Origin of the sequence: Ramlibacter cellulosilyticus, from assembly GCF_014297465.1 — a bacterium.
Classification (GTDB): Bacteria; Pseudomonadota; Gammaproteobacteria; order Burkholderiales; family Burkholderiaceae_C; genus Ramlibacter; species Ramlibacter cellulosilyticus.
This window is the reverse complement of sequence record NZ_JACORT010000014.1, coordinates 107,078-118,914: the sequence shown is the minus strand read 5'-3', so window position 1 is coordinate 118,914 and position 11,837 is coordinate 107,078. Positions and strand designations below refer to the sequence as shown.

15 protein-coding genes are annotated in these 11,837 nt (G+C 68.5%); 14 read left to right on the top strand and 1 reads right to left on the bottom strand.

Annotated features, from left to right (window positions below; genetic code table 11):
- The first annotated feature begins 61 nt into the window (after nt 1–61).
- The gene (locus H8N03_RS24340; protein ID WP_187078831.1) at nt 62–856 is read left to right on the top strand and encodes a crotonase/enoyl-CoA hydratase family protein; all 795 of its coding nucleotides are present in this window, start codon (nt 62–64) and stop codon (nt 854–856) included.
- 98 nt (nt 857–954) lie between these two features.
- Here H8N03_RS24340 and H8N03_RS24335 read toward each other — a convergent pair whose 3' ends face one another.
- Nucleotides 955–1,374 (bottom strand): acyl-CoA thioesterase, encoded by a 420-nt coding sequence (locus H8N03_RS24335; RefSeq protein ID WP_187078830.1) that lies wholly within the window; start codon nt 1,372–1,374, stop codon nt 955–957.
- A 39-nt stretch (nt 1,375–1,413) separates the two neighbouring features.
- Between H8N03_RS24335 and H8N03_RS24330 the strand changes: the two genes are divergently transcribed.
- The 13 genes from H8N03_RS24330 to H8N03_RS26490 all read left to right on the top strand — a co-directional run bounded on the left by H8N03_RS24330 (nt 1,414) and on the right by H8N03_RS26490 (nt 11,835).
- Nucleotides 1,414–3,258 (top strand): ABCB family ABC transporter ATP-binding protein/permease, encoded by a 1,845-nt coding sequence (locus tag H8N03_RS24330; protein ID WP_187078859.1) that lies wholly within the window; start codon nt 1,414–1,416, stop codon nt 3,256–3,258.
- A gap of 2 nt (nt 3,259–3,260) precedes the next feature.
- Nucleotides 3,261–3,602 (top strand): hypothetical protein, encoded by a 342-nt coding sequence (locus H8N03_RS24325; RefSeq protein ID WP_222623139.1) that lies wholly within the window; start codon nt 3,261–3,263, stop codon nt 3,600–3,602.
- Nucleotides 3,603–3,670: 68 nt separating this feature from the next.
- Entirely contained in the window at nt 3,671–4,090 is a 420-nt protein-coding gene (locus H8N03_RS24320) for a hypothetical protein (RefSeq protein ID WP_187078828.1), read from the top strand.
- A gap of 9 nt (nt 4,091–4,099) precedes the next feature.
- Complete coding sequence (locus H8N03_RS24315; protein ID WP_187078827.1) at nt 4,100–4,552, top strand: metallophosphoesterase family protein; 453 nt, start codon at nt 4,100–4,102, stop codon at nt 4,550–4,552.
- 9 nt (nt 4,553–4,561) lie between these two features.
- Nucleotides 4,562–4,978 (top strand): VOC family protein, encoded by a 417-nt coding sequence (locus H8N03_RS24310; RefSeq protein WP_187078826.1) that lies wholly within the window; start codon nt 4,562–4,564, stop codon nt 4,976–4,978.
- Between the two features lie 49 nt (nt 4,979–5,027).
- Complete coding sequence (locus H8N03_RS24305; RefSeq protein ID WP_187078825.1) at nt 5,028–5,387, top strand: polyhydroxyalkanoate granule-associated phasin; 360 nt, start codon at nt 5,028–5,030, stop codon at nt 5,385–5,387.
- Between the two features lie 237 nt (nt 5,388–5,624).
- On the top strand, nt 5,625–6,572 hold the full coding sequence (locus tag H8N03_RS24300; RefSeq protein ID WP_187078824.1) for a LysR substrate-binding domain-containing protein: 948 nt from the start codon (nt 5,625–5,627) through the stop codon (nt 6,570–6,572).
- Nucleotides 6,573–6,750: 178 nt separating this feature from the next.
- A complete protein-coding gene (locus H8N03_RS24295) occupies nt 6,751–7,638 on the top strand; it encodes an amino acid ABC transporter substrate-binding protein (RefSeq protein ID WP_187078823.1) in 888 nt (295 codons plus the stop codon).
- A 62-nt stretch (nt 7,639–7,700) separates the two neighbouring features.
- Complete coding sequence (locus H8N03_RS24290) at nt 7,701–8,462, top strand: amino acid ABC transporter permease (RefSeq protein WP_187078822.1); 762 nt, start codon at nt 7,701–7,703, stop codon at nt 8,460–8,462.
- Between the two features lies 1 nt (nt 8,463).
- Entirely contained in the window at nt 8,464–9,132 is a 669-nt protein-coding gene (locus H8N03_RS24285) for an amino acid ABC transporter permease (RefSeq protein ID WP_187078821.1), read from the top strand.
- Nucleotides 9,133–9,160: 28 nt separating this feature from the next.
- Nucleotides 9,161–9,898, top strand: coding sequence for an amino acid ABC transporter ATP-binding protein (locus H8N03_RS24280; RefSeq protein ID WP_187078858.1), 738 nt, complete (start codon nt 9,161–9,163; stop codon nt 9,896–9,898).
- 183 nt (nt 9,899–10,081) lie between these two features.
- Nucleotides 10,082–11,119: a dihydroorotase gene (pyrC, locus tag H8N03_RS24275; RefSeq protein ID WP_187078820.1), complete on the top strand. Its 1,038-nt coding sequence runs from the start codon at nt 10,082–10,084 to the stop codon at nt 11,117–11,119.
- A complete protein-coding gene (locus tag H8N03_RS26490; RefSeq protein ID WP_187078819.1) occupies nt 11,116–11,835 on the top strand; it encodes an NYN domain-containing protein in 720 nt (239 codons plus the stop codon). Before pyrC ends, H8N03_RS26490 begins: the two co-directional genes overlap by 4 nt.
- Nucleotides 11,836–11,837 lie beyond the last annotated feature (2 nt).

The window sequence follows — 11,837 nt, the reverse complement described above, 5'->3', positions numbered from 1 at the left end:
AGGGTTGTCCCCGGTTCGTGTCGCGCAGCGGACCGGCGCGGGGCGCGGTGTAATGGACGGCATGAACACCAGCGTCCACCTCGAGAAGCAGGGCGCCGTGACCGTCGTCACGCTGGACCGCCCCGACGTGCGCAACGCCGTCGATGCCGTCACGGCACGGCGGCTGTACGAGGCCTTCGTGGCTTTCGACGAGGATGCGCAAGCGCGCGTCGCGGTGTTCCACGGAGCGAACGGCCATTTCTGCGCGGGCTGGGACTTGCAGGCCGGCGCACGCATGGCCTCCGGCGGTGCCGGGGTGCTGGCGGACCTGGACTTCGACGCGGCGGATGCGCGCGCGGTGGGGCCGATGGGTCCGTCGCGGCTGCTGCTGTCGAAGCCGGTGATCGCGGCGGTGAGCGGTGCCGCCGTGGCGGGCGGGATGGAGCTGGCGCTCTGGTGCGACCTGCGGGTGCTGGAGGAGGACGCCTACTTCGGCATCTACTGCCGGCGTTTCGGCGTGCCGCTGATCGACGGCGGCACGGTGCGCCTGCCGCGGTTGGTGGGCATGGGCCACGCCATGGATTTGATCCTCACGGGCCGCAAGGTGGAGGCGGCCGAAGCCTTGCAGATGGGACTGGCCAACCGCGTGGTGCCGCGCGGCGAGGCGCGTTCAGCGGCGATCGAACTGGCGCAGCAGCTGTGCCGGTTCCCGCAGGAGACGATGCGTGCCGACCGGATGAATGCGTACGAGCAGTGGGGGAAGAGCCTGCCGGAGGCGCTGCAGGGGGAGTGGGAGCGGAGCAAGGCCCGTATCCCGGATGCGCTGGAAGGGGCCGCGCGGTTCGCGTCGGGCGAAGGGCGGCACGGGAAGTTTTGAGCGGCGCGTGGAGCGCTGGGGTTCGCTGGCGCGAAACCCAGCCTACGGTCCAGCGCTTGCCCGGTAGGCTGGGTTGCGCGAAGCGCACCCCAGCGCTGTCACCGCGGAATCTCCTTCGGCTTCCCCTGGTCGTCGATCGCCACGTACGTCAGCAGCGCCTCCGTCACCTTCGCGAACTTGCCCTGGTCGCGGAAGCTCTCCGCGAAGACTTCCACGTCCACGGTGATCGAGGTGCGCCCGATGCGCGTGACGGACGAATAGAAGCTCAGGATGTCGCCCACGCGCACCGGCTGCTTGAACACGAACTCCTTGACGGCCACGGTCGCCATGCGGCCCTTGATGATGCGCGCCGGGATCACGGAACCGGCCAGGTCCACCTGCGCCATGACCCAGCCGCCGAAGATGTCGCCGTTGCCGTTGGTGTCGGCGGGCATGGGGATCACCTTCAGCACCAGCTCCTTGTCGGAGGGCGGGGCAGCGGGCGCGGGGGAGTGGGGCGCACTGGAATTCGCGGACATGGGCACAATCTCTGGAGAAACCAGAACGGATTGTCCCCCATGCGCCGCGGCGGCGAACTGAGCTCCTCCATTCCCCTTCCGGCCCAGGGCCCGGCGCAGCCGCGCTCGGACTGGAGCACGCTGAAGCGCCTCTTCCCCTACCTCTGGCAATACAAGTGGCGGGCGCTCGCCGCGCTGGTGTTCATGGTCGGCGCCAAGCTGGCCAACGTCGGCGTGCCCTGGCTGCTGAAGCACCTGGTCGACGCCATGGACGTCAAGGTGGGCGACCCGGCGGCCGTGCTCGTGGTGCCCATCGGCCTGCTGGTCGCCTACGGCCTGCTGCGCCTGTCCACGTCGCTCTTCACGGAACTGCGCGACCTGGTGTTCTCCAAGGCGACGCAAGGCGCGGCGCGCAGCATTGCCCTGGAGACCTTCCGGCACCTGCACTCGCTGTCGCTGCGCTTCCACCTCGAACGCCAGACCGGCGGGATGACGCGCGACATCGAGCGCGGCGTGCGCGGCATCGAGTCGCTCATCTCGTTCTCGCTCTTCAGCATCATCCCCACGCTCATCGAGGTGGCGATGGTGCTCACCATCCTGGCGGTGAAGTTCGACGCCTGGTTCGCGTGGATCACGATCGCGGCGCTGGTCCTTTACATCGCATTCACGGTGAGCATCACCGAATGGCGCACCAAGTTCCGGCGCGAAGCCAACGAGTTCGATTCGGCCGCGCACACCAAGGCGGTGGATTCGCTCCTGAACTACGAGACGGTCAAGTACTTCAACAACGAGGCGTTCGAGGCGGGGCGCTACGACGAGAGCCTGAAGCGGCTGCGCCGCGCGCGCCTGAAGGCGCAGACGACGCTGTCGATGCTGAACACCGGGCAGCAGCTGATCATCGCCGTCGGCCTCGTGGCCATGCTGTGGCGCGCCACCACCGGCGTGGTCGAAGGGCGCATGACGCTGGGCGACCTGGTGATGATCAACGCGTACATGATCCAGCTGTACATCCCCCTCAACTTCCTCGGCGTGCTGTACCGCGAGATCAAGCAGAGCCTCACGGACCTGGACAAGATGTTCACGCTGATGGAGCGTGAGCGCGAGGTGGCGGACAAGCCGGGGGCGCAGCCGCTGCGCGGCGGCGACTGGACGGTACGCTTCGAGCACGTCACCTTCGCGTACGAGCCGGCCCGGACCATCCTGCACGACGTGAGCTTCGAGATCCCGGCGGGCAAGACGGTGGCCGTGGTCGGCCCCTCGGGCTCCGGCAAGTCCACGCTCGCGCGCCTGCTGTACCGCTTCTACGACGTGCAGCAGGGCCGCATCACCATCGCCGGCCAGGACGTGCGCGAGGTCACGCAGGCCAGCGTGCGCCAGGCGATCGGCATCGTCCCGCAGGACACGGTGCTGTTCAACGACACGGTGGAATACAACATCGCCTACGGCCGGCCCGGTGCGAGCCGCGACGAGGTGGTGGAGGTGGCGCGCGCGTCGCGCATCCACGACTTCATCGCTTCCACGCCCAAGGGCTACGACACGATGGTGGGCGAGCGCGGGCTCAAGCTCTCCGGCGGCGAGAAGCAGCGCGTGGCGATCGCCCGCACGCTGCTGAAGGACCCGCCGATCCTGATCTTCGACGAGGCGACGTCCGCCCTGGACAGCGCCAACGAGCGCGCGATCCAGGCGGAGCTGAAGAGCGCCGCGCAGTACAAGACCACGCTGGTCATCGCGCACCGGCTCTCCACCGTCGTCGACGCGCACGAGATCCTGGTGATGGAGGCCGGCCGCATCATCGAGCGCGGCACGCACCAGGCCCTGCTGGCCCGCAACGGCCGCTACGCGGAGATGTGGGCCCTGCAACAGAGCGCCGAGGGCGAGCGCTTCACCGAAGTGATGGGGATGTGAACGTGGCAGAGGCCGGATACGCGGAGTACGTCGCGCACGAGGAATTCCGCTCCGGCCTGCCGGCCGGCCGCTTCCGCGTGGTCGTGGACCCCAAGCTGGCGCGCCGCTACGTCGCCCAGCGGCTGCTGTTGCTGGTGATCGTGATGCCCGTCATCGGCGTGGGCATCGCGCTCGCGCTCACCGGCTCCACGTGGGCGGGCGCGGTCCTGGTCGCCCTGGGCGTGCTGCTCAACCGCGTGGTGATGTGGCAGGCGCCCAGGATCCTGCTGCACCTCGCGCTGCGCGACGCCAAGGTGTACGAGCACGTCACGCAGAACGGCGTGATGGAAGTGCGGCGCGCGTAGGGAAGCCGCGCGCTTTCCAATCCGCCGCGCCGGGCGTATCGTCGGCACGCCGGACAAGGAGGTGGCGCATGTTCCCCTGGTTCTTCTTCTGGGCTCCGCAGGTCACGCTGCCTTTCGGCGGCTCGGTCGCGCAGCAGATCGAGCCCGACACCAGCTGGTTCTTCGCCGGCATCCCGCAGGACGCGGGTGATCCGCGCCTGGAGCGCAAGGCCTTCGAAATCGCCAGCTACGGACGTCAGCTCGGGCTGCTCACCGAAGTGATCATGGACCTGGCCGCGCAGACCCCGCCGGCCACGGCGCAGGGCCGCAAGTCGCTGCAGCGGCTGCGCGAGATCCAGCTGCGCATCGAGGAAGTGAAGGACCGCGACGCGATCGACGTGCTCGAGCAGATCGACGGCCTGCTCGCGCGGCTGGAGAAGACGCATCCGGAGCGACTCGCCGCAGCCCGGCAGCGGATCGCGTCCACGCTGGAGGCGGCGCACCGGTAGCATCGGGGCGTGAACGCCCTGCGCATCGGCCTCGTGTCCGACACCCACAACCTGCTGCGGCCGGAAGTCCTGGACTTCCTGCGCGGCGCCGACCACATCGTGCACGGCGGGGACATCTGCGGCGAAGCGGTGCTCGCCGCGCTGCGCGAGCTGGCGCCGCTGACGGTCGTGCGCGGCAACAACGACCGGGGCGCCTGGGCGGAGCCCCTGCCCTGGGAGGACACCGTGCGTTTCGGCGAGGTGGCGGTCCACGTCGTCCATGACGTCCAGGACCTGCTGCTGCCCGAGGGCGTGCGTGTCGTGGTGACCGGCCATTCGCACAAGCCGAAGGTGGAGGAGAAGGACGGCGTGCTGTACGTGAACCCGGGCAGCGCCGGGCCGCGGCGCTTCAAGCTGCCGATCTCCGCGGGCGAGCTGCGCATCGCCGGCGGCGAGGTCACGGCGCACCTGGTCCAGTTTTGAGGAGGCCCGATGCTGAACATCCGCGAGATCGACCACCTGGTGCTGCGCGTGCGGGACGTGGACGCGATGGTCCGCTTCTACGGCGAGGTGCTGGGCTGCCCCGTGCACCGCGTCGACGAGAAGATCCGCCTCGTGCAGCTGCGCGCCGGTCGCGGCTTGATCGACCTGATCCCGGTCGACAGCGAGCTGGGCCGCGCGGGCGGGGCCGCTCCCGGGCGCGAGGGGCGCAACCTCGACCATTTCTGCCTGCGGGTGGATCCCTGGGATGCCGACGCCATCCGCGCGCACCTGCGCGCGCACGGCGTGGAGCCGGGTGCGGTGGCGCTGCGCTTCGGGGCGGAAGGGCAGGGGCCGTCCCTGTACCTCACCGACCCGGAAGGCAACACGGTGGAACTGAAGGGTCCGCCGGGCGCGCCTGTGGATTGAGGAAGCGCGACTACACGCCCATGGCGGCGGCTGCCCGAGAATGCGTCGCATGACCCAACGACGCAAGCCCCAGCCCCTCGCCCGCCAGACGGCGGAACTCGCGTTCGCGGTGCCGCAGGTGGTGGCGCACCGCCTCACGCGCATGGCGCTCGCCGGGCCGAAGTTGAATGCGCGGGACCGGCGCGAGTTCCACGGGATGGCGCATGAGAAGGTGCTGGCGTTCTGGCAGTCGTGGTTCGCGATGGGATGGGCGATGGTGGAGTCCATGCAGAAGTCGTGGATCGCGGCGCTGCAGGGGGCGAGGGTGCCGTTGATCGATGCGCAGGCGTTGATGGCGCATGGGATGGCGCCGGTGCACCGGAAGGCGACGGCGAATGCGCGGCGGTTGGCGCGGACGCGGTTGCGTTGATCGGTGGGCTGTCCGAGGCTCGGCTTCGCCTTCTCTTCGGGCTACGTGCCGCAAGGCGGCACTCGAACGCTGCGCTCACCGTCCGCGGCTTCGCCGCGCCACCCTACACGTCCGCCACCGCATTCGTCGGGTGGCGCCGCATTCGTCGCGTGGCGCCCCATTTGTAGGGTGGCGGCGCGCCAGCGCCGGAAGGTGAGCGCAGCGAACCCCACCGGCGACGGCCCATAATCCGCGCCCATGGAAACCAAATGGCTGGAAGACTTCGTCAGCCTGGCGGAGACCCGCAGCTTCAGCCGCTCCGCGCAGTTGCGGCACGTGACGCAGCCCGCGTTCTCGCGGCGCATCCAGGCGCTGGAGGCCTGGGCGGGCACGGACCTCGTGGACCGCAGTTCCTATCCCACGCGGCTCACGCCCGCGGGCGAGACGCTGTATGCCCAGTCGCTGGAGATGCTGCAGGCGCTGCACAACACGCGCGCCATGTTGCGCGGCCATGCGTCGGTGGGCCATGACGTCATCGAGTTCGCGGTGCCGCACACGCTGGCCTTCACGTTCTTCCCTGCCTGGGTCTCCAGCCTGCGCGAGAAGTTCGGCCCCATCAAGAGCCGCCTGCACGCACTGAACGTCCACGACGCCGCCATGCGCCTCGTGGAAGGCAGCTGCGACGTGCTGATCGCCTACCACCACGCGTCGCAGCCATTGCAACTCGACGCCGACCGTTACGAGATGGTCACGCTGGGCACCGAGACGCTGGCGCCGTACTGCAAGCCCGACGAGCAGGGCGAGCCGCTGTTCCGCCTGCCCGGCCGGCCCGCGCAGCCGCTGCCGTACCTCGGGTACGCGCCGGGCGCCTATCTCGGGCAGGTCACGGACCTGCTGCTCAAGCAGTCGGGCACGGCCATCCACCTCGATCGCGTCTACGAGACCGACATGGCCGAAGGCCTGAAGGTGATGGCGCTGGAAGGGCACGGCATCGCCTTCCTCCCCCACAGCGCCGTGCGCAAGGAACTGCGCGCCCGCAAGCTGGTGAGCCCGTCGCCGCCGGAGCTCGCCTCCCTGGAGATCGCCATGGAAGTGCGCGCCTACCGCGAGCGCCCCGGCGGCCGCCAGCCGCCCAAGGGGACGGCCCAGGCCTTGTGGACCTTCCTCAAGGAAGGCGAGGGCGGCGCCACGCTGCCGAAAAGCTGACGGCCTGCCGTGCTCCCCCGAGGCCGCAGCCTCCCACCGGGCATAAACCCTGCTTGGTCCCAGCTTCCCCAAGCCCTAAGCTGACGGGCGCTGGAGGGTGGGCTTCCCGGGGCGCGGGCCCGCCTAGAATTTCGGTTTGCTCTTTTTGCAAGAACGCGCCTCACCACAGGAGATTTGAATGAAGAAGAAGTTCTGGCTGGCCGTGGCCCTGACCGCCGTCGCCCTGGGCGCCCAGGCGCAGGCCAACGACACGATGGCCAAGGTCAAGGCCGCCGGCAAGGTCGTCATGGGAACCCGCGAGTCGTCCGCTCCGCTCGCCTACACCCTGGGCAACAACCAGTTCACCGGCTACCACGTGGAACTGTGCCAGCGCATCCTGAAGTCGGTGTTCCCCGGCGTGCCCGTCGAATACGTGGCCGTGACCTCCGCCAACCGCATCCCGCTGGTGCAGAACGGCACGGTGGACATCGAGTGCGGCTCGACGACCAACAACGAGACCCGCCAGAAGGACGTGTCCTTCGCCCTCACGACCTACGTGACCGAAGTGCGCACCGCGGTCAAGGCCAGCTCCGGCATCAAGTCGGTGGCCGACCTGAACGGCAAGACCGTCGCCACGACCACGGGCACCACCTCCGTCGCGCTGCTGCGCAAGAACAAGCGCGCCCAGGGCATCCAGTTCAAGGAGGTCTACGGCAAGGACCACGCCGACAGCTTCCTGCTGCTCGAGTCCGGCCGCGCCGACGCCTTCGTGATGGACGACAACATCCTGGCGGGCCTGATCGCCGGCTCCAAGAGCCCCAAGGACTTCAAGATCGTGGGCGAGACGCTGAACGTCGAGCCGATCGCGATCATGGTCCGCAAGGACGACCCCAAGTTCAAGGCCGCCGTGGACGACTACATCCGCAAGGCCATGAAGGACGGCGAGCTGAAGCTGCTGTACGCCAAGTGGTTCGAGAAGCCGATCCCGCCGAAGAACACCAGTGTGAACCTGCCGATGGGCAAGATCCTCACCGACCTGGTGAAGAACCCCAACGACAAGCCGGCCGAAGCCTTCAACCAGCAGTAAGCTGACGAACACCGGCCGCCTCCTGTGCGGCCGGTTGTCCAAAGAACAACGAGGAGGAGCGGATGGCCCTCGAATGGCAGGTCTTCTGCGAAGACACGATCGAGAGGACCGTGGTCAAGGGGTGCTTCGGCACCGGCGGCGCCACCGGCACGCAGACCTACCTGGACTGGCTGCTGTCCGCCTGGGGGCAGACGGTGCTGGTTGCGGGCCTGTCGCTCGTGGTGGCGCTGGTCGTCGGGTCGATCATCGGCACCATCCGCACGCTGCCGGACAGCCCCTGGCTCGCGCGCGTGGGCAACTGGTGGGTGGAGCTGTTCCGCAACATCCCGCTGCTCGTGCAGATCTTCCTCTGGTACCACGTGGTGCCGGTGCTCTTTCCCGCCTTCGCCGACACGCCCAAGCTGGCGCTGGTCGTCGCGGGGCTGGGCCTCTTCACGTCCGCGCGCATCGCCGAACAGGTGCGCGCCGGCATCCAGGCGCTGCCGCGCGGGCAGCGCTACGCGGGCATGGCCCTGGGCTTCACGACGCCGCAGTACTACCGCTACGTGCTGCTGCCCATGGCGTACCGCATCATCATCCCGCCGCTCACGAGCGAGACGATGAACATCTTCAAGAATTCGTCGGTGGCGTTCGCCGTGTCGATCACGGAGCTCACCTTCTACGCGCAGCAGGTCGGCGAGGAGACTTCGCGGGGCATCGAGGTGTACATGGCGGTGACCGCCCTGTACATCGTCTCGGCCCTCGCCATCAACCGACTCATGGCGTTCATCGAGAAGAGGGTGCGCGTGCCGGGCTTCGTGGCCAACGTCGCAGGCGGGCACTGAGATGAACGTCCTGGACTTCTCCTTCTTCACGGGCGAGGTGTTCCGCGCGTACATCCTGAAAGGGATGTACTTCAGCTTCGCGCTGACCGCGGTGGCCACGGCCGGCGGCATCCTCTTCGGCACGGTCCTGGCGCTCATGCGGCTGTCGGGACGCAAGTTCCTCGACATCCCGGCGGCCATCTACGTCAACGGCATGCGTTCCATCCCGCTGCTGATGGTGCTGCTGTGGTTCTTCCTGCTGGTGCCCTTCATCATCGGCCGGCCGATCGGCGCGGAGATGACGGCGGTGATCACCTTCATCGCGTTCGAGGCGGCGTACTTCTCGGAGATCGTGCGCGCCGGCATCCAGTCCATCCCGCGCGGGCAGGTGTTCGCGGGCCAGGCGCTCGGCATGAGCTACGGGCAGAACATGCGGCTGGTGATCCTGCCGCAGGCCTTCCGCAACATGATCCCGGTGTTCCTGACGCAGACGATCATCCTGTTCCAGGACACGTCGCTGGTCTACATCATCACGGCCCACGACATGCTCCACGGCTTCACCGTGGCGGGCAACAACCTGAGCCACCCGCGCGAGAGCTACATCCTCGCCGCCGTCTTCTACTTCGTCATCTGCTTCACGCTGTCCTGGCTGGTCAAGCGCCTGCAGCAGAAGATCGCCATCATTCGCTGAGAGACTCGCCATGGCCGACCAACAACCGATGATCGACATCCGCAACGTGTCCAAGTGGTACGGGCCGGTGCAGGTGCTCAACGACTGCTCCGTGCGGATCAACAAGGGCGACGTGGTCGTCGTGTGCGGGCCTTCGGGCTCGGGCAAGTCCACGCTGATCAAGACCGTGAACGGGCTGGAGCCGATCCAGAAGGGCGAGATCTTCGTCGACGGCACGCAGGTCAACAGCGGGAAGACCGACCTGCCCAAGCTGCGCAGCCGCGTCGGCATGGTGTTCCAGCACTTCGAGCTGTTCCCGCACCTGTCGGTCACCGAGAACCTGACCATCGCGCAGGTGAAGGTGCTCGGGCGCAGCAAGGACGAGGCGCACGCCCGCGGGCTGAAGATGCTCGATCGCGTGGGCCTGATGGCGCACAAGGACAAGTTTCCCGGCCAGCTCTCCGGCGGCCAGCAGCAGCGCGTGGCCATCGCCCGGGCGCTGTCGATGGATCCGATCGTGATGCTGTTCGACGAGCCGACGTCCGCGCTCGACCCCGAGATGGTGGGCGAAGTGCTCGACGTGATGGTGGGCCTGGCCAAGGAAGGCATGACCATGATGGTGGTCACGCACGAGATGGGCTTCGCGCGCAAGGTCGCCAACCGCGTGATCTTCATCGACGTGGGCGGCCGCATCCTCGAGGACTGCAGCAAGGACGAGTTCTTCGGCAACCCCGAAGCGCGACAGCCGCGCACGAAGGATTTCCTGAACAAGATCCTGTCGCACTGAAGGGCGCTGTGCGGCGGCGTACGCGGCCGAAAAGCCTTTGAACGCAGAGGTCGCAGAGGATCCGCAGAGGTCGCAGAGGAATACCTTTCTGGTTTCTTTCTCTGCGACCTCTGCGCTTTCTCTGCGACCTCTGCGTTCCTGCCCCCCGATTTTCTGGGCCTTCAGGGTGGGACAATGCACCCCATGTCCCAGACCCTCACCATCACCCGCCCCGACGACTGGCACCTGCACGTGCGCGACGGGGCGGCCATGGCCTCGGTGGTGCCGCATTCGGCGGCGCAGTTCGGCCGGGCGCTGATCATGCCCAACCTGCGGCCGCCGGTGACCACGGCGGCGCTCGCCGCCGCCTACCGCGACCGCATCCTGGCGGCGGTGCCCCAGGGCCAGTCCTTCCAGCCGCTGATGTCGCTGTACCTCACCGACAACCTGGCGCCGGAGGAAATCGCCCGCGCGAAGTCCGCCGGCGTCGTCGCCGTCAAGCTCTATCCCGCCGGCGCCACGACCAACAGCGATGCCGGCGTGACCGACATCCGCAAGGCCTACCGCACGCTGGAGGCGATGCAGCGCGAAGGCATCCTGCTGCTGGTGCACGGTGAAGTGACCGATCCGTCCGTGGACATCTTCGACCGCGAGGCGGTGTTCCTCGAGACGCAGCTCAAGCCCCTGCGCGCCGACTTCCCCGAGCTGAAGATCGTCGTGGAGCACATGACCACGAAGGAGGCGGTGCAGTACGTGCGCGACGCCGACCGCTTCACGGCCGGCACGATCACCGCGCACCACCTCCTGTACAACCGCAACGCCATCTTCACCGGCGGCATCCGCCCCCACTACTACTGCCTGCCCGTGCTGAAGCGCGAGGTACACCGGCAGGCGCTGGTGGCAGCGGCCACCAGCGGCAGCCCGAAGTTCTTCCTGGGAACGGACAGCGCACCGCACCCGGCGGTGCTCAAGGAGCATGCGCTGGGCTGCGCGGGGTGCTACACGGCGCTTTCCGCGATGGAGCTGTACGCCGAAGCCTTCGACGCCGCCGGCGCGCTGGACAAGCTGGAAGGCTTCGCCAGCTTCCACGGTGCCGACTTCTACGGCCTGCCGCGCAACACCGGCAAGCTCACGCTGAAGAAGGAAGCCTGGCAGCTGCCGGAAAGCGTGCCCTTCGGCGAGGCGCAGCTGAAGCCGCTGCGCGGGGGCGAGACGCTGCCATGGCGCGTGGTGGCGGCATGAACGACAGCGGCAAGCTCGCCGCGCTGCTGGTCGACGCGGACAACGTGACCGCGCAGTGCGTGGAACACGCGCTGGCCGACCTGGCGCAACGCGGCTTGCGCGTGAACATGCGCCGCGCCTACGGCGGCGGCGAGAAGCTCACGGGCATGAAGGACTGCCTGCTGCGCCACGCGGTGCGGCCCTTCGTGAACCAGGGCACCGGCACGACGGACGCGCTGCTGGTGGTGGACGCGATGGACCTGCTGCATGCCGGGCGGCTGCCGGACGTGCTCGCGATCGCGTCGAGCGACGCGGATTTCGCGCCCCTGGCCGTGCGCCTGCGCGAAGCCGGCATCCACGTGATCTGCTTCGCCCAGGAGGGCAAGTCGGCCGACGGCGCCCTGAGCCGCTGCTACGACGAACTGGTCTACGTCGACGTGCCGTCGCGGGCCAGGCACGCTCCGCCGCCTGCGCCGGCCCCGAAGCCGCCGAGGGCCGCTGCGAAGAAGGCGGCGGCCGCCGCCCGCGCGCCGGCCGATCCCGCACGCGCGGTGCTGGAGTCCATTCCCGGCTTCCGCGAAGGCCGCGAGGTGCCGCTCAACACCATCGTGCGGAAGCTGCGGGACGAGGGGCTCCTCGGCAAGACCGCCAGCGGGCCCGGGTACCTGCGCAGGCACGCGGGCTACGTCGAACTGCTGCCGGCGGACAACCCGAACAAGGCCCGCCTCAAGCCGTGATC